14 protein-coding genes and 1 pseudogene are annotated in these 15,813 nt (G+C 53.3%); 7 read left to right on the top strand and 8 right to left on the bottom strand.

All coding sequences use genetic code 11. The annotated features are described in order from the left end of the window. Positions 1 to 31: 31 nt before the first annotated feature. The 4 genes and pseudogenes from QU606_RS30850 to QU606_RS30835 all read right to left on the bottom strand — a co-directional run. A pseudogene (locus QU606_RS30850) lies at positions 32 to 217 on the bottom strand (hypothetical protein); the annotation flags it as partial. 1,102 nt (positions 218 to 1,319) lie between these two features. Continuing rightward, entirely contained in the window at positions 1,320 to 2,225 is a 906-nt protein-coding gene (locus tag QU606_RS30845; protein ID WP_304997960.1) for a plasmid partitioning protein RepB C-terminal domain-containing protein, read from the bottom strand. Position 2,226: 1 nt separating this feature from the next. After that, positions 2,227 to 3,141, bottom strand: coding sequence for a plasmid partitioning protein RepB C-terminal domain-containing protein (locus tag QU606_RS30840; RefSeq protein ID WP_304997959.1), 915 nt, complete (start codon positions 3,139 to 3,141; stop codon positions 2,227 to 2,229). After that, complete coding sequence (locus QU606_RS30835) at positions 3,138 to 4,703, bottom strand: recombinase family protein (RefSeq protein ID WP_304997958.1); 1,566 nt, start codon at positions 4,701 to 4,703, stop codon at positions 3,138 to 3,140. The genes QU606_RS30840 and QU606_RS30835 overlap by 4 nt, the downstream gene beginning before the upstream one ends. Before the next feature lie 114 nt (positions 4,704 to 4,817). On the opposite strand from QU606_RS30835, the gene QU606_RS30830 reads away from it, so the two are divergent. Continuing rightward, positions 4,818 to 5,171 carry a hypothetical protein gene (locus tag QU606_RS30830; protein WP_304997957.1) on the top strand — a complete coding sequence of 118 codons (354 nt, stop codon included), beginning with the start codon at positions 4,818 to 4,820 and terminating at the stop codon, positions 5,169 to 5,171. A gap of 324 nt (positions 5,172 to 5,495) precedes the next feature. Here QU606_RS30830 and QU606_RS30825 read toward each other — a convergent pair whose 3' ends face one another. Beyond that, positions 5,496 to 6,011 (bottom strand): DUF2938 domain-containing protein, encoded by a 516-nt coding sequence (locus QU606_RS30825; protein WP_304997956.1) that lies wholly within the window; start codon positions 6,009 to 6,011, stop codon positions 5,496 to 5,498. 79 nt (positions 6,012 to 6,090) lie between these two features. Between QU606_RS30825 and QU606_RS30820 the strand changes: the two genes are divergently transcribed. The 5 genes from QU606_RS30820 (at position 6,091) to QU606_RS30800 (ending at position 10,331) form a co-directional block, all read left to right on the top strand. Then, positions 6,091 to 6,531: a helix-turn-helix domain-containing protein gene (locus QU606_RS30820; RefSeq protein ID WP_304997955.1), complete on the top strand. Its 441-nt coding sequence runs from the start codon at positions 6,091 to 6,093 to the stop codon at positions 6,529 to 6,531. A 107-nt stretch (positions 6,532 to 6,638) separates the two neighbouring features. Beyond that, the gene (locus QU606_RS30815; protein ID WP_304997954.1) at positions 6,639 to 7,415 is read left to right on the top strand and encodes a nucleotidyltransferase domain-containing protein; all 777 of its coding nucleotides are present in this window, start codon (positions 6,639 to 6,641) and stop codon (positions 7,413 to 7,415) included. Positions 7,416 to 7,741: 326 nt separating this feature from the next. Next, positions 7,742 to 9,250 (top strand): GGDEF domain-containing protein, encoded by a 1,509-nt coding sequence (locus tag QU606_RS30810; protein ID WP_304997953.1) that lies wholly within the window; start codon positions 7,742 to 7,744, stop codon positions 9,248 to 9,250. A gap of 134 nt (positions 9,251 to 9,384) precedes the next feature. Beyond that, positions 9,385 to 9,987, top strand: a complete 603-nt coding sequence (locus QU606_RS30805) for a hypothetical protein (RefSeq protein WP_304997952.1) — start codon at positions 9,385 to 9,387, stop codon at positions 9,985 to 9,987. Between the two features lie 29 nt (positions 9,988 to 10,016). After that, positions 10,017 to 10,331 (top strand): hypothetical protein, encoded by a 315-nt coding sequence (locus QU606_RS30800; RefSeq protein ID WP_304997951.1) that lies wholly within the window; start codon positions 10,017 to 10,019, stop codon positions 10,329 to 10,331. 490 nt (positions 10,332 to 10,821) lie between these two features. Here QU606_RS30800 and QU606_RS30795 read toward each other — a convergent pair whose 3' ends face one another. Continuing rightward, entirely contained in the window at positions 10,822 to 12,444 is a 1,623-nt protein-coding gene (locus QU606_RS30795; protein WP_304997950.1) for a methyl-accepting chemotaxis protein, read from the bottom strand. Between the two features lie 576 nt (positions 12,445 to 13,020). Between QU606_RS30795 and mobI the strand changes: the two genes are divergently transcribed. Beyond that, positions 13,021 to 13,482 (top strand): conjugative transfer protein MobI(A/C), encoded by a 462-nt coding sequence (gene mobI / locus QU606_RS30790; protein ID WP_304997949.1) that lies wholly within the window; start codon positions 13,021 to 13,023, stop codon positions 13,480 to 13,482. Positions 13,483 to 13,863: 381 nt separating this feature from the next. On the opposite strand, the gene QU606_RS30785 is transcribed toward mobI, so the two are convergent. Together QU606_RS30785 and QU606_RS30780 are read right to left on the bottom strand one after the other, a co-directional pair. Next, positions 13,864 to 14,229: a hypothetical protein gene (locus tag QU606_RS30785; protein WP_304997948.1), complete on the bottom strand. Its 366-nt coding sequence runs from the start codon at positions 14,227 to 14,229 to the stop codon at positions 13,864 to 13,866. A 543-nt stretch (positions 14,230 to 14,772) separates the two neighbouring features. Then, on the bottom strand, positions 14,773 to 15,741 hold the full coding sequence (locus tag QU606_RS30780) for an integrase (RefSeq protein WP_304997947.1): 969 nt from the start codon (positions 15,739 to 15,741) through the stop codon (positions 14,773 to 14,775). Positions 15,742 to 15,813 lie beyond the last annotated feature (72 nt).

Here is a 15,813-nt window from a genome sequence, read left to right as displayed (position 1 = left end):
GGGGCTTTGTTTGAAGGGCATAGGCGGGCAGGGGCTTAGGCGTTTCCAATAGCGAGAGTGCATGTTCGGTCAACGGGATGGTATGCAGACGACGCTTTTTCATTCTCTCCGCAGGGATGGTCCAGATGCGTTTGTTGACGTCGATGTCTGCCCATCGAGCGATTGACCCTGGCTCGCAGCTGGAGCCCGTTGCCATCGGTGAGGGCGTAGTCCTGGTCTTTTGGTTTGACTGCCTTGAGCGGCGGTCGGAGGGGGCGTAGATGAGAGGTAGTCCTTGACACCTTTTGGTATTCCCAGCATTTGCGCTGGGGAGTTGGGAATACCATTGGGAATACCATTGGGAATATCAAACCGCCTGGAACTCAAAAAACTTCGAAAGCCCCAATAGCCCTGAAACCCCCGTATTCACTGGATTTCAGGCACAAAAAAAGACGTCCGTGGACGTCTTTAGATGATTATTTGGTGGAGCCGGGGGGATCAGATTTTTATCAGTAACGTTATGTTTTTAAAAGGTATTTTTTAAATTATTTCTGCGTGTGCCCCCATAAATGCCCCCTGTGAACAATTTCCGATGAGCGGATATTAAGGGAGTTGAACTGGCGTCCTGAATTAGCGTTCTGCGGCAGCGCAATGCGAGTCAATTCTGGCATTAGATGAAGCTTGTCGCGTGTAGCAAAGTAATCGGTTCTCTGGTGATCTGAGCGAACGGTAGCTATCTGATCACGTTCTTGGGTTTCTTTCGCGGTGATGCACCTTGGGTTCATCTACTTTGATTTGATCTGAGGTGCGACATGAGACACTCAATGGTTACCTGTTATAACTGTGGCAAAGCAATGGTTCCGAGATCCACATATAGCCGTGGTTTCTGGAGCTATTCACCCTCGTCGAATCATTGTCCTTTTTGCCTGAGTGAGAACTGGCACGGTGGAAAACCAAGGTTAGAGGCACGGATGTTTGCGCTGGCTGGCCTGGCTTTGGGGATTCTAGCCTGTGTTTTTGTGGGGGCGCTTTTGTTCAAGGTGCAGTGGTGGCTAGGTGTTGAGGGACGGTGGCCTCTACTGGCCCTTGGAACCTGCGCCGTGTCGGTGGCTGCGGGATATCGGTTTTACAATTGGTTTGTAGACTGCTGACAAGAGATTTCTGTCTAGGAATGCCAGCCGGCAACCAGCCCAGTGCAGTCATTGAGACAGTAGGTATGGAATTACTGACATATGCTCTAGGTTTATCCCGAGCTATCAGAAAATGTCCTGAATATTGCCAAGTAATTGGCACGTTCCTGTGGTTGGTCCAGCTTTCTATCTTCTCGCCATGTCGGTTCGTCACTCTCTCTCAGGCTTCCTTGCGTCGGAGCTAACTGCCTCCATGATTGCGGTTAGTTCATCTAGAAGTTCGCTGTGGCAACGCTTTAAGTAGCCCGATATGGTTTCATTGCGCAGCAGACGAGCGAGATAACCCTTGGCAACGACTAAAAACAGCATGGTCTCCCCCAGCGTGTCCTCCACGACCTTGTAATCGTGAAAGAGCTTTTCCATCTCGCGTTCCATCCTCGCCAGCTCCTCGACGCTGACCTCTGCGGACAGCCTGGATTTTTTTTCGATCAACATGTCCGGCCGTGAAGCTGCAAGTACCATTTCGGCGTAAGTTTGGGTAAAGCAATTGGCGGATACCATGAGCTCCACGGTTTCGATTTGGCGCATGGGTTTCATTTTTCTCAGTGTGCGAAATACTCCTTGGCTGACCATTTTGACTTTAAGCATTTCTACTACTTCGGGTGCGATTCCATCGAGCATGCGCTGTCGATCATGGATTCTCTCGACATTGATACCCAGAACCTTTGCTATCAAGGCGGGGGAAATGCCTTTACGCACAGCGGTGAGAATCATCTTGTGCTCTTGCACAGGCGTTAGGCGGTTGATCTGCCGGTTGTATGTGAAACCTTCGTCATCGATTGAGAGTAAGCACAGTGCCTCAGTGGCGCCCAGCGCTTTAAGTGCATGCAGGCGTAGATGGCCGTCTAGCAACACGAAAGCTGCGGTCCCCTCCACATTGGTCTGCTGTCGATGCACTGCCAGCGGCTCAATAACGCCCAACTCCCTAATCGAAGTTAGGATAGTTAAGTATTTTTTTGTCTGTTCTATATCTTTGTCCAAAGATCGGGTCGGAAGGATTCGGTCAACGGGGATTGGGATGATCTGCCGTTCAAAGCCTTGTTTCACTTGGCCCATATCACACCTCTCCTTGAATACGGTCAGCCAGCGACTTAGGCATGTCTGCGATATTTTCGCTGCGTAGTAGGGTGCAGAAATAGTCGTCGGCCAGCAGTCGGCGCATAGCGGTAACGATGATCAATACTCGCTGCTCATTGATATCGGCCTTTTTGAGCATGACTCGTTGGCGCCTGACTTCGGTCTGATAAGTACTCAAAAGTTTTTGAGGCGTCGTCGATTGCTCGGTGGCTGATCGCTTTTGACCGTAGTTTTTTCCTGAAAATCGACGCCTATCTATCAGGCGTCTCACCTTAATCAGCTGTTCTCCCTTCAAGAGGCCCGTTTCATAAGCTTCCACCATCGCGACCTGTACTTCCGTATCACTCGACCTAGCCACCATTGTCGCAAGTGTGATGGGTAACCAGCCTTTTTCGACTGCTGAGATGAGCCGCTCTTCTCCTTGACGTAAAAGTAGAAGGATTGCGTTGATGTAAGTGGGATCCAGACTGGTCTTCATGCTGATCTGTTTGGTGGTGTATCCGCGATCAGACAGAATTTGAATAGAGTAGAGCAGGTCCTTGTTCGTGTGCTTACGGCGGGCCAAGTTTTCGACCAGGCTGATTAGAAACCGGTCGGCTTCACTAGCACTGACGACGACACAGGGGATTTCGCGCTCGCCCAAGGCGCAAAAGGCTTCGTATCGACCTTGCCCGCACACTAGTTCGAAAAAATCAGAGTTGTCTTGGTCGCTGCTTGGGGTAACCGTAATCGGTCGTTTCAGGCCTAGGTTCGAAATGTTTTCGACAAGTTTGGCAAACACTTGTTTATTACGCGCGCGAGGATTGAGGACGCGGATACGATCCAGGCTGACCATTAGGATAGTCGTTGCTTCCCCAACATGTAGTGGGCTACGAGGATGGTGCGGCATATTCATGCGGCTCTCCCCACGACCGTTCGACGAGAAAGTTGCGCGAGTGCTTCGAGGCTGTCGTAACGATAGATTTCCAGATTGGAGGCGTTTGACTCGCTCAGACGAATATTGGGTTGTTGAATATCAAGGGTAGGCAGGATGTAGTAATCGCGGGCGATTTCTTCCCCTGGCTCCATTCGAACGGCAACGGTGATATCAGGTGAAAGACCAAGATCGAAGCGTATTTTCCAGCGATTCGTGCCCGAGTCAGCGCGCCGGCAGCGACACAGGACTAGAGAAATCAAAAGCTCTTCGTTGACTAGAAGCAGGTCGCTGGTTGGGTCGATTGCAACTCTTCCTCCGACTTGCTGAATATGCTCTACGGTTCGAGCCAGCAGGAGAGGATGCATCAACCGAAGCTGATGATTGGCGGCGACATAGCCGTAGTCCCGCGAAGGGGTATAGCCTATGCGCGAGTAGGTACGCAGAAGACTGCCAAACCGGGATGTATAGGCTGTGGTGGAAGGGCAGTCGTCAGACTCGTTGATGATCATGCCGGATAAATAACCCGCTTTCTCGTATAGCCTTTTAAGCCTCTCCAACATTTCGGCGTCGGACATGCGGTAGCTGCGCGACTGGATGATTTCTTGGGCTGCGGCGAATAGTATGTTGTCAACTAAAGGGGGAAAGACACCGTCAGCGCGTATCCATTGTTCGGGATCATTCCTCACATGTTCTTGTTTAAGTTTGAAGGAGGACCGGTTCCAGACATTGTTGCCGATGTATTTTTCGTTGGTCAGGATTTGATGGACTCCCCCTTTGGTCCAAGGCCTGGCTAGGTCATTCTGAAGTCCTCGATTATTCAGTTGTTGGGCTATCTCGGCCTCTGAGTAACCCGCTTCAACAAAACGCTGATAGATCCAATGAACAGTTGCAACTTCCTCCAGTGGTCCGGGAATAAGTCTCACACGGTCGGTTTGGATGCTTTTGTGTTCGCCAAGCGCTAGTTCTGCTTTAGGGTTGCCAGCAGCGTCCACCAATTGACGCCTAAGCCCGTAGCCCGCTATTCCCCCTTGCCGAAAGCCTAACTGTATGAGGCGAGATTGGCCCGCAAAGACTTTGACAGACAATTCCCGGCTGTACTCGCCCGCCATCATGCGCTTCAGACTTTTGACGATATTAGATACGGGCGAGCCATCATTGGAAAATTGCTCCGCGCAGTAGTGAACCGACACACCTGCCTGTCTGCAACGGACCTCGAAGCTGGCGGCCAAGTCCGGATCTTGAAAGCGCCCCCAGCGGCTGACGTCGTAGACGAGAATGGTCGAAAAACCGAGAACATCGCTTTCAACATCGCTGAACAGTTGAATTAACGCGTCCCGCCCTTCGAGGCGAAGGCCGCTTTTTCCTGCGTCGGTATAAATTTTGACGATTTCGAGAGAGTGTGCGGCTGCGTAAACCTTGATGGTGTCGAGCTGGTTTTCAGTTGAGTACTGTTGATGCTCTGTGGACATCCGGACATACGCCGCTGCCAAACCTGGTTCTCGGCGTGAGTGTTCTGATTTAGCACTTTTACCACTACGCATACGCAATAGCCCCTGCGTGCATCCACACTGGGAGTGCGCCATCGGGACGCATTCAATCTACTTGCTACTTAAGCAAGCGGTGTCTTTCAACCATAGAGGATTTGAGGGGGAAAAATGATTCCTAAAAAAGGCAAAATTTTTCCGGACAAACAAGACTATGCGTCGGGACTTGCGGCAGCATTACAAAGTGAGTTGGGCTCCACGCACCAGGCCGTGAAGACATTGATGAAGTGGACGAATGCAAACGAACGTACTGCTAAAAACTGGCTGAAAGGGACCTGTGGCCCTCGTGGTGAGCATCTAGCTCGTCTGGTTCAGCACTCCGACGCTGCATTGGCAACTTTCCTACATATGTCCAAGCGAAACAGCTCAGTAATAAGCGCTACGCTTCCATCATTGAGGAATGATCTAATGCGGGTAGTGATTGCAATTGACTGTTGTTTGTCGGTGGCGGATGAGCTGCCCTAGCTCAATAAGTCGCCCCTGATTTTGTAGATTGAGTGACGGCTTCTGGCCGATTCTGTTGAAAAAGTCGGCTTCGGTTTCCATGGCAGAAAAGTACGCGTCTGAGATTGAAATCTGTGTTTTGCGCAGAAGGCTCAGGGCTCAGATTTGACGTAGCGGCGTGCAAAAAAGGCGTTTTCACCGCTCAATGCATTGGTACTCAGGCCGGGTCGACTTTTTCAACACAATCGGCCGGATGCGGGCTATTCCTAATTCCCGCTCTCGGCCAAAGGCAGGCACTCGGGACTTACGATCTCGCCCTGAGCACCATCGCTGTACCAAAAGCACTCAACTTAGGCAGGACGATGTCGGAAAGAGCATCATCAACAGCGATGCCGCCACAAAAAGTCCAAGTCCGAACGTCAGATGCGCAGTGACGCTCCTGCGCCTTGCCACGCTAGGTGCCACTGTCTTCGAACCGGCAACGCCGAAACCGAGCGCAGGCTGCATGATAAAAAAAGGCGCAATCACACTAACCAACCCAATCACTAGCGCAGGTACTAGCGTGGGGTTGCAGATCCACGCCGGCCCTTTCGCACCGATCAGCACCATCGCGAAGACGATACCCGTGATGTAATGGAATACCCACCCCATCAGGCGTTCATTCCTGATAGGAGGCGCCGCCATGATCGAGGCATGACGAAACCTTCCTTGCAACATGTGGCCCAGCCAGCGACCAACCAAGCCATAATCAAGCGACGCTAGACCAAACACTCGTGCTTGAATAAAACCCCACACGTCCATAATCAGCGTGGCCCCCATTCCAACAAACAGAATGCGCAGTGCGGTCTCGGCTATTCCCATGGTACTCCTCCTTGCCTTGAGTCTGTTTTGGCGGTTTGATCCGAGCAGTCTGCAAGTTCAAGTCGACTTGAGGTCAAGCATGAAAGAGCTGGATATTGGTGAAGTGGCACGACGTTCCGGTCTACCGGCTTCAACGCTGCGCTACTACGAAGAGAAAGGTCTTATCAGTTCAATCGGTCGTCGTGGCCTGATTCGCGTGTTTCGTGCCGATGTACTCCAACGTTTGTCCTTGATCGCGCTCGGGCAATCGGCAGAGCTTTCACTAGACGATCTTTCTGCAATGCTGGACGCAGAGGGGCAGCCTGACATTGATCGTCAGCGGCTTAACGAAAAGGCAGACGAACTGGACCGCACTATCGAGCGACTCGGCGTCATACGCAACGAGCTTCGTCGGGTGGCGTGCTGCCCTGCTGCTAGTCACATTGAATGCTCGACGTTCCAGAAATTATTGAATGCTGTCGGGAAGGGGGATATCAAGAGAAAAACCGGAAAGAGGCACCTGCGCAGACGTGGAGTGTGAATGCTTTGGATCGATAACAACCCGCTCCGATAGTCAGATGTCGGCCAAAAGCAGCCACTATCGTCTCTGTTAAAGTACCTCCCTGAACACAACTCTCGGACGGCTTCATGGAACGATTCCATCCTCGTGGCATTGATGCAGACGGTTATATCCTCACCGTGTCCAACTTCGAGGTGCAGCCACAGTTTCAGGCTCTGCTGGCGGACGTTTGCATGACGCTCGCCCAGTCGGAACCTCTGCTGGATGGGATTTATCTTTATGGCAGCGTCGCTAGAGGCGACGCCGTACCGGGAGTTTCCGACCTAGACCTAACCCTTGTTCTGCACAGCTCTCCTGCATCGCAGGACCTGGAAATGCTCGAGTCGAAAAAGCGCACGCTGGAAAGTCGGCATACCGAAGTCACCAAGATCGATTTCGAAATCGGTAGTCGTTCTGAAGTATTGGCGGCCAACAATCGATTGAGCTGGGGCTATTGGCTCAAGCATCACTGTCGTTGCTTATGGGGGAATGATCTGGCCAAGCGCTTCGACCGGTTCAAGCCGTCGCGTGATATCGCCATTGCCGTGAATGGTGATTCTGAATCCGTACTGACCCGGTATGCCGATCTTATCGATCAGGCGACCACACCGACGCAATCCCTACGCCTGCAACGCGAAGCCTCGCGCAAACTCATCCGGTCAACTCAAGTACTTCGCTCTGAACAGGACCTCATGTGGCCGCAAACACTGGAGGAGCATGTCGAGCTATTTGTTCAGCATTACCCGTGCATGAGAATGCAGATCTCTTTTTTCTTGTCCCAGGCAAGGACCCCATACGCGAAGCCAAAAAAGTTTACGACTCAGGTCCATGATTTTTTGACCTGGATGGCTTCAGAAACCGGTTAGGTCTGCTGTGGGTCGTTAGCTGTTTGTTATAGGGAAGCAAACGCCAACCACGCCGCAAGCGAGGATAACGGCCGCTTTGGTTATCGTGGCGCGCGATTGCTGGCCCCGCATGAGTGATGTCACAATGATGCGCCACGCCTTGCACGCTCAACGATAAGCGCGATTCACGGACTATAACCATGCCTAGCCTCTGTTACTGTCCTAACACGCCCGGCCCGCCGAAGAGACTTCTCCTGGTTCGGCTGCGTCGACTGCTGTGTTTTGTGCTCGTCTGGGGGCAGGCTGCGTGGGGGGGGCCTGGCCCTCAACAGAATGGCGCCGAACAGGTGATTGATGTACAGCTACGTTGGAAACATCAGTTCCAGTTCGCGGGCTACTATGCCGCCATCGCAAAGGGCTATTACCGCGAAGAAGGACTGGACGTGCGCTTACACGAAGGTGGCCCCCATGTCACACCGGTCGAAGAAGTGCTCTCTGGGCGCGCCCAATACGGCGAAGCCAATAGTGAATTGCTCTACGCACGTCTGCATGGAAAGCCCTTGGTAGCGCTCGCGGTGATTTTTCAGCATTCACCTTCCGTGCTCGTGGCTCGCACAGACCAAGGTGTTCGCACAGTGCACGACCTGATCGGCAAGCCGTTGATGCTGATGGATGCACAAACCGATGCCGATTTTCTGGCGATGTTCCGTAGCGAGGGTATACCCCTCGAAAAACTACAACTGCTACCCAGCAGTTATCAAATTGGGGATCTGGTCAGCGGTAAAGTGACGGCGTTCAACTCGTACCTGACCAACGAGCCCTTCTACCTGCAAGAGCGGGGCGTGGAATACAACATCATCTCGCCCGTCACCTACGGGATAGACTTCTACAGCGACATCCTGTTTACCAGCCAGGCCGAAATTGACGAATATCCACAGCGGGTCGAGGCCTTCCGCCGCGCTACCCTGCGCGGCTGGCGCTACGCGATGGATAACCCCGAGCAAATCATAGACCTGCTGCTCAATCAGTACTCGGTGGAGAAAACTCGCGCGCACTTGCAATTCGAAGCTCAGGCCATGCGTCCGCTGGTGATATCTGACCTGATCGAGATCGGTCATATGAACCCAGGGCGCTGGCAACGTATGGCTGAAACCTTCCTCGAACTGGGTATGGTCGACAATATCGCTGGTCTGGAAAACTTCATTTACGATCCCAACCCGCCACAGCTCATCGAGCGGCTGCGCAAAACCATTGTGCTGATCAGTATCGGCTGTGTGCTTGTCCTGATGTTCGCTCTGGTTCTGTTGAATGCCCAGCGCCATCTGCGCAACGAGATCAAGTTGCGCAAACTCGCCGAAGAGGAAGTACATAAGCTGGCCTTCTATGACAGCCTGACTGGCTTACCCAATCGCAATAGTTTTATTCCCTTTGCTAGTCAGAAGCTGCTGGCCGCAAAGAGCCGTGGAGAACATCTGGCCCTGTGCTATATCGACTTGAATCACTTCAAGCAGATCAATGATCGTTTTGGCCACCAGGCAGGCGATGCCATCCTGATCCACGTAGGCACGGCCATCAAATCCAATATTCGCGAGTTCGAAATAGCCGCGCGCATGGGCGGTGACGAATTCGTAGTGCTGCTCGACGGCGCACATCACAGAGGCGATATCCAGCGCATCACCCATGAAATCTGCAAGGCCGTCGACCTGCCCATTCCATGGAAAAACAGCCAGATCAAGGTCAGCGCCAGCCTAGGGGTGGCGTGGTTTCCGGAAGATGGCGAAGGTCTGGACGATCTGATTTTCAAGGCCGACACCGCCATGTTCCAAAGCAAAGCCAGTATCGCTGCGCAGGCTTGAGGCCGATTTCTGCCTGTAGCGACCGGTTGAAACCGATATCGTCGCGACGATTCAGCCACAGAGTTTTCAGCCGTTGTGCAATGCGCCTCCTCTTTTGCGGTCTTTAACTCTGACTCCGTAAAAGGAAAGGCTTCATGTCGATACGCCCTTTGCTCTTTCTGGTTGCATTGCCGTTGTTCGCAGGCTGCCAGTATTTGCCCCACACCAACTACTTTACCGCGCCCGAAAACGAGCCTAACCCTGCCTGGGTACGTATCGTCGACTACACACAGCACGCCGAAATTTACCAATACGAAAACGGCAAACGTTCGGGCGGCGCCGTTCGCACCGGCCCCCTGCCGTTCACCCACACACAGGACGTGGGCATGCCAAAGGCAGGGCAAGACCTTACATGGGACTATTACGAAACGCAGATCCGACCCGGTATCGAAACGCATGTGGATCTGTTCTGGGAGGGGACACGCACTCGTTCCTGCTATGTCTCGGCGAAGTTCACGCCCCAAGACGGACGCTATTACCAGTTCAGGCTGACATCCGGCTCAGCAGGCAACTGTAGGTTGTACGCATCGCTGATCGAGCGCGACAAGGAAGGAAACGGTTGGCATCTCACGCCAAACCCGCAGGTGACCTATATCGGCGACGGACCGACGGCCAAAACCCATTACGAGAACAGCCGCTTTGAGAACCCCAATTATCGTCCACCCGCGGATCTCTATCCGGGGATAGACGTTTACTAAACAGGTAAACGACTACAAGGAATCGTTGATTGGCTAGCGCAAAATACTTACGAACGATCGGTGAGCGAGCTTCAGAGGATCTGTTTGCATGGGCGGCATTCGTCGCGCAAACAGAATTCCTGTGGCAAGACACGGCGTCAGTCCAGAACGCTGTCGCTTGGCAGCGTGTTTGGTTCGAGCTGGAAATACTCAACGGGCTTGCATTGGCGCACTGGGAGGATGAGGGAAAGCCTGATAACTGGTCGTGCCGCTGGAACACCGACTATCGACAAGAAGCGGCTGCCCTAGCGAATGAGTTGTTGGAACTGCTATGCGATGCAGTCTGTTCAAAACATGCCGAATAGAAACTCGGCTGCTCAATGAACCTTTGTCTTTGGGGGGCATCTGTTGCAGAGCTGACTCGGCTAGCTGTGCAGCTCATAGTGTTTGAGACGCTTGAACAGGCGTCCCGCGACCAGGGCTTTCTTGGCGGGCTGTTGGCGCCGGCGCCGAATTGACCCAGTTGCCGAGATATCACTGACCCGGGCAGACTCCTTGCGAACCACTACTGTTACTGGATTTGTGTTGACTTGAGGGTGGGTTAATCCCACGGCAGCACGTGGGGCAATTCAGCGTTGGCGTTAACAGCCACAATTACCTGGCAAAAAAGCTGCCCCAAGGGGCACCAAAAAAAGCATACGTTTAGTAGATTAAGTATCACCGCCGGAAGGTTACACAAATGCTGAGAATCTTTGGTCATAGCATCTGCCCCGTATAAGGATATGACTAAAAACGGGGCTCGGTCTTCCAAAATGGCAGCTCAGCCTAAAGCCGATCTAACCACCAACGGTCCGGCTAAGCACTCAGACGTGCCGTCACTTCATTCAACTGCCCTGATAACCCGTGAAGGTTCCGACTTGCCGCTTCGGTGCGCTGCATGTTGTCCAGGTTGGTACTGGCAATCGTGGTGATTTCGGTGAGGTTGCGCGAGATATCTTCCGCCACCGAGGTTTGCTCTTCGGCAGCGGTGGCAATTTGGCGGTTCATGTCGCGAATGGCTTCCACAGAATGGGTGATGCGCTGCAGCATCGCTCCGGCCTCATTCACTTGCGCGACACTTTCTTCACTGCGCGACTGGCCACTTTCAATGGCCTGAGCCGCGTCCACCGCACCGGTTTGCACCGTTTGGATGATCTGGTTGATTTCGATGATCGACGCCGCCGTACGCTGGGCCAGGTTTCGCACTTCGTCGGCCACGACCGCAAAACCGCGTCCGGCTTCACCGGCACGGGCCGCTTCGATCGCCGCGTTAAGCGCCAGCAAATTAGTCTGCTCGGCGATGCCGCGAATCACTTCCAGCACCTTGCCTATGCGGCCACTGTCGGTTTCCAGGCGACGGATGACCGTGGCTGTGTTGGCGATCTCACCACGCATTTGGGTGATGGTGTGAATGGTGCCCTGCATGACTTTTTCGCCCTGCTGCGCGGATTGGTCGGCATCATCGGCGGCGCGTGCAGCATCGGCTGCGTGACGAGCCACTTCCTGGGCGGTGGCGGACATTTCGTTCATCGCCGTAGCTACCTGATCGGTACGGTTGAACTGCTCGTTAGTGCCGCTGGCCATGAGACCGGCGATGGCGCTTAACTCGCCACTTGCGCTGTCCAGATCCTTGGCGCTGCGCTGCAAGCGGTTGAAGGTTTCGGCGAGAAAGTCGCGCAAAGTGTTGGCGGCCATGGCTAGTTTGCCCAACTCGTCTTCACGTCTGCTGGCCACGCGTTCGGCAAATTTCCCTTGGCTCAGTTGCGCCACGTAGTCGATCAGCTTGCGGATGGGGTCAACCAAGTTGCGGTTGATCAGCCAAAGGCTCAACAGGCCGATCAACAGACCCGAGGCGAGCAGCACGATAGTCCCCAGCATCACCGTGCGCTTGGCAGCGGAGCTGATCAGTGTAGATTGCTCGGTGCCCTGCTTGCGCAGTTCGCCAACAAGTTCGCTCATCTGATCGCTGGTGGTACGGTCAACTCCTTTGACGGCGGCGTCGCCTGCAGTGGGGTCTGCACCCGCGGCGATATAGGCATCGCGACCTTTCTGGTAAGCGCTGCCCAACTGACGGTGTTCGTCACGCAGGCGTTCGATGCGGGTCTTGAGTTGGCCCTCCAGTCCTTTCTGGTTAGCCAGTTCGCCAAGGATCCCCTGTACGTCGCGCTGACGGTCTTCGAATTGCTTCCAATATTTATCCAGGTCTGCCGGCTGCTTGCCCCGTAGTAATACGTTCTTCCATTCCTGAACCTGCACCTTGAATTGCAGGTTGGCCTCGTCGATCAATTGCGAAGTGTGCAGCGGACCTTCGATTAAGTTGGCGTAGTTTTGCACGCCGTTGGACAGGAAATGAAAGCATGCTAAAGCAATCAGCAACATCGCCAACAGGCTGCCGCTCAGCAGCGCGAGGATTTGAGTTCTCAGGGATTTTTGCAGCATCGGATGATACTCATGACAGGAATGAAGTACGCCTGGTTAGGCGTGAAAGACGTCCAAACATCCCTGTCTGCGGTTCCGGTTCGTGGCCGGAGCCGCGCAAACTAACACCTACGCCATCGGCGTGCCAGAGCGGTTCTTGAGGGGAGTCCGACCGCTGGTGCCTTGTAAATTCTCGGTTATCGTCCTTCCTATGATTTCGGTTGGTTTGGAGATCAGATGAATGACTGTTTCTGGCCGTTTTTTGCCGATTTCTGCCTGTCGTAACTGGCAGAAGTCGGCCAGTTGCAGCTAGGCAGGGATACACGCCTGCTCGCTGTAATCTGCTTCTAACAAGTCGACCTTGTTCCGCTCAGGGTCAAGGCTGCCGTCGTCATCTATCGTGCATCCTTTGCATGTTATGTTTTTCTGCGACTGACATGTCGTCATCCGTCGGTCATCTGATGCGAAGCTGGGTCACAGCGTGAGCCAGTTCGCCCAGTTTTCGTATATTTCCGACGGTAGAACGGTCTGAAATCGAATCCCGGGTGCTCAGCGATCGGTCACCATTTGGCTCTTACAAAGAAGAGAGCCTTCGTCATGAGCAAAGAAGCACAAACGATAGTCACCCTGCTGGATCGGCAGTACGAGCAGCTGCTTACGGACGCGAGATGCTTGGTAGCAAGCTATGTGGATACGTCCATGAAGCTGTACAAAAAGACCGGGGTCAAATCTGTTGTGGCCGGCGTATCAATCAAGCAGGTGAGCCCGAATGCGTATTCGATCTACTGGTGCAAACTGGTGCCACTGCAAGGGCAAAAAAACAAGTTCGCGCCCCTGACTATTCCCAAAGGCAACGGTAAACACAAATACCCGGCTTCCTCGTTTGAGTTTGTGAAATCCCCTTACCGCGGCCTCGTTTTACAGGTTGAGGAGCGTCTGGCTGAGATTCGCAGCATCGCCAGTGAGAATCGTCAGTTGCGTCGGACGTTGGTCGCCTATGAGAAAAAGCTGTGTAGATATCAAGCGCTTGATCATGGCGACCTCTGCTCGGAGGAGTAGAGTCTGAACACACTATAAGCAGTGCCAAACGGATCTGAACCGACTTAAATACCCGAAAGCCCCGTGCTGCTTGGTCTGACGGGGCTTTTTCGTATCAGCAGTGAACTCCGGCGAGACATACTACTGCGCTTGGTCAGGGACGGCGACGGGTACGGGCTATAAGCAGTGTAGGGCGCTAAATCTACTTGCTGTCAGCCAGCAGGCCCGTGCAGGTGGGGGGCGGAGGCCGTATTTGCTATTAGCAGTGACGCTTACTACCAAGTCAGCCGCCCAGCTGCGATCTGTATTAGTAGTGAAAGGCTTTACTTTCATAAAATAATCTTTGGTAGGTGCCGGCCTAGCTGGTACCCGTGTCGCGTAGCGGGTGGCGACGGTGACGCGCTACTCCTCAGTGCCTCGCTGCTTTTCGAACGCAATACGGTTCATTACGCACATGGGGATGGGGTAGCCCTGGATGTGGGTCGTGAGGGCCTCGTTGCCTGCTATCACCATGATGCAGGATAGGCCTCTACTGAAGCGCATTCCTCGTCCCGAGTAATTGCGCGGGATGATCTCCCAGGATTCGTCGTCGTAGTAAAAACCAACGATTTCTGACCAGTGCGATTTGATGCCCGCGCCCATGATGCCCACTGGTGTCAGGCAGAAAATCTCTACCTGGGTTTCCTGCCCAAGAGGGACAGCATAAACCCGACCGTTGGGTGCAATAGGTGGGAAGTACAGCCCGTTACCGAGGTGACGAATTTCCATGCTTGTGCTCCGGATAAATGAGGTCGCTAGACACTCTCCGGTAGCTTTCGGAAAACCCAAGATCAAATGTTGCCAGCAAGTCGGCACACGAGTTTTAGCGTACTTGGCAAGCTAGCTCGCAACATAGAGGGCGTGCATGTTGCTGATCTAAACGCTTCGGCGCTTCGGTCACTTTCGCTAGGGTGCGGAAATTGACAGCCCTTCCGAAGTCATCCCATGACCTCATAGGCTTGGGAAAATGCTGCGTATCGCAGCGGTAGGGTGCCTTGCCGATGGATTTGGGTAAGCGCCCGCTGCCAAGGGGCAGCGGACAGTTCGTTGCAGGTATCTGGCCATTCCGCTGAAGGCTCAATCGTCGCCGTGCTTCTTGTCCAGGTACGCTGCGACCATATAGCCAATTACACCTGCGATAGTCAGCGCACTGATGAGGGCAAGCACGGCATATACAAGCAATTCAAAACGATCCATACCCTGACTCCTTTAATTCGAGCTCGGCCAAGGTTAAGGGCGTCTGATCTAATCCCAAATCTGCTGTGTGATGGCTTAGCGACTGGTACCGGCGGCTTCCCTCCTCAGGTTGGCTCGGGCACCGACGTACGCATCAGTTTCCCAGATACGCATATTTCCGAGCTCGTAGGCGACGTGATTCCGGGCCTCCAGATCCTCATCGTTGGGAGCTTTGCCCCCAAGAATCGGGGCGTGGTGACCAGACAATCGCCGGTAGAGCTCGCAGGCATATGCGGCGCGACAATCATCAATATTTAGTCTGTGAGAAAGTAAAATTTCTTGCGCTGCAGGTAGGTTCTTTGATTTCCATGTACGCCAAGCTGCTGGCGTCGCGCGACTGCTGCCCTGAAGCTTTTGAAATGCCGCGGTCTTCTCCAAAATTACAATTTGCTCAAGGGTGGAAATATTAATGATCCGATGCTCATGCTTATCTTTGCTGAACACATAAAAGATGTTTTCTTCTTCGGCGTCCTTGTGAGCATCTTCTGCGTCGAAGAAAAAAGCCTCAAGCAATGACATGCCGAGGTATCGAACTGACCTGATTAATGTTGCTAGCTGCTCTGAGTGGAGAGCCTGAATATCCACCATCGCGGCTTCAAACTTAGTACGGTCAAGACTACGCGGTACGGTAATCCGTGCATAGCTTGGAAAGCCAAGACGGCTACCGACGTTAGCCGCTGCGCCTTTCCAGTGCCCATTAGTTGCGAAGCCCATCACTGCATATACAGTCTCAAGCAGGCCCGACACGCTTTGCAGTGGGAGATTTCCTTGGTATGTCTGGATATAGAGCTCTTCCCCGTACTCCCTCACCAATTTTTTATTGACGAGTTCCAGGATGTCTACCTCATGAGACTCGTTGGCATAAACACTAAACTGCGCCCATTGCTGGTCGTGGATCATGGCCTCGTGCTGACTGAGAAGCCCGCGCCGGACTGCCTCCCTGAGAATTGCCGAACCGGCCTTGGTCAAGTCCCGATCAAAATGTGCGTGGAAACTCTGCTTCATGGTCATTCCTCCATTCAGCTCAGGTGCTGAGCTGCTGAAGGAAATGTTGAGCGAGGAAAAATATTCTGGGGT

The organism is Pseudomonas sp. OVF7 (genome assembly GCF_030644265.1).
Classification (GTDB): domain Bacteria; phylum Pseudomonadota; class Gammaproteobacteria; order Pseudomonadales; family Pseudomonadaceae; genus Aquipseudomonas; species Aquipseudomonas gorinensis.
The sequence above is the reverse complement of the archived record's forward strand: the minus strand, read 5'-3'. Positions and strand labels throughout refer to the sequence as shown.

Excerpts from the sequence above, each read along its gene's own strand:
- mobI (WP_304997949.1), top strand. The coding sequence starts at position 13,021 with ATGAGCAAAGAAGCACAAACGATAGTCACCCTGCTGGATCGGCAGTAC.
- QU606_RS30825 (WP_304997956.1), bottom strand. The coding sequence starts at position 6,011 with ATGGGAATAGCCGAGACCGCACTGCGCATTCTGTTTGTTGGAATGGGG.
- QU606_RS30785 (WP_304997948.1), bottom strand. The coding sequence starts at position 14,229 with ATGGAAATTCGTCACCTCGGTAACGGGCTGTACTTCCCACCTATTGCA.
- QU606_RS30780 (WP_304997947.1), bottom strand. The coding sequence starts at position 15,741 with ATGAAGCAGAGTTTCCACGCACATTTTGATCGGGACTTGACCAAGGCC.
- QU606_RS30840 (WP_304997959.1), bottom strand. The coding sequence starts at position 3,141 with ATGAATATGCCGCACCATCCTCGTAGCCCACTACATGTTGGGGAAGCA.
- QU606_RS30835 (WP_304997958.1), bottom strand. The coding sequence starts at position 4,703 with ATGCGTAGTGGTAAAAGTGCTAAATCAGAACACTCACGCCGAGAACCA.
- QU606_RS30845 (WP_304997960.1), bottom strand. The coding sequence starts at position 2,225 with ATGGGCCAAGTGAAACAAGGCTTTGAACGGCAGATCATCCCAATCCCC.
- QU606_RS30805 (WP_304997952.1), top strand. The coding sequence starts at position 9,385 with ATGTCGATACGCCCTTTGCTCTTTCTGGTTGCATTGCCGTTGTTCGCA.
- QU606_RS30830 (WP_304997957.1), top strand. The coding sequence starts at position 4,818 with ATGATTCCTAAAAAAGGCAAAATTTTTCCGGACAAACAAGACTATGCG.
- QU606_RS30795 (WP_304997950.1), bottom strand. The coding sequence starts at position 12,444 with ATGCTGCAAAAATCCCTGAGAACTCAAATCCTCGCGCTGCTGAGCGGC.
- QU606_RS30820 (WP_304997955.1), top strand. The coding sequence starts at position 6,091 with ATGAAAGAGCTGGATATTGGTGAAGTGGCACGACGTTCCGGTCTACCG.
- QU606_RS30815 (WP_304997954.1), top strand. The coding sequence starts at position 6,639 with ATGGAACGATTCCATCCTCGTGGCATTGATGCAGACGGTTATATCCTC.